Below are 263 nucleotides of genomic sequence, written 5' to 3' on the forward strand. Positions count from 1 at the left end.
GCCTATCAATGAAGAGGGGCCACGGGCCTGAGAACAATGAGCAAGGTGTGGTGCCGCCATGAATGAAGCATGGGTCGATCGAGTTGTACTGAATCGTGGGCGTGGGGTGCTGAGCGGTGTGTTCACCGTTGAGCGCAAGAGCGCGGTTCGTCTGTCCGCGATGGTCGGATGGACGCTGCCCGAAAAGGGCAACATGCTTTTCGTGATCACCGGCGAATATCTGACCGAAGCAAAGGCGGCGGAAATCGGCTTCATCAAGACGT

1 protein-coding gene is annotated in these 263 nt (G+C 57.4%); it reads left to right on the top strand.

Features of this window, described 5'->3' with window-relative positions; genetic code table 11:
- Positions 1 to 58: 58 nt before the first annotated feature.
- Positions 59 to 263, top strand: a 205-nt coding sequence (locus SB719_RS20835) for a hypothetical protein (RefSeq protein WP_412159843.1), incomplete at its 3' end; no start/stop codon positions are given.

The sequence above is a fragment of the Pantoea sp. SIMBA_079 genome (genome assembly GCF_046940275.1).
Lineage (GTDB): Bacteria > Pseudomonadota > Gammaproteobacteria > Enterobacterales > Enterobacteriaceae > Pantoea > Pantoea borealis.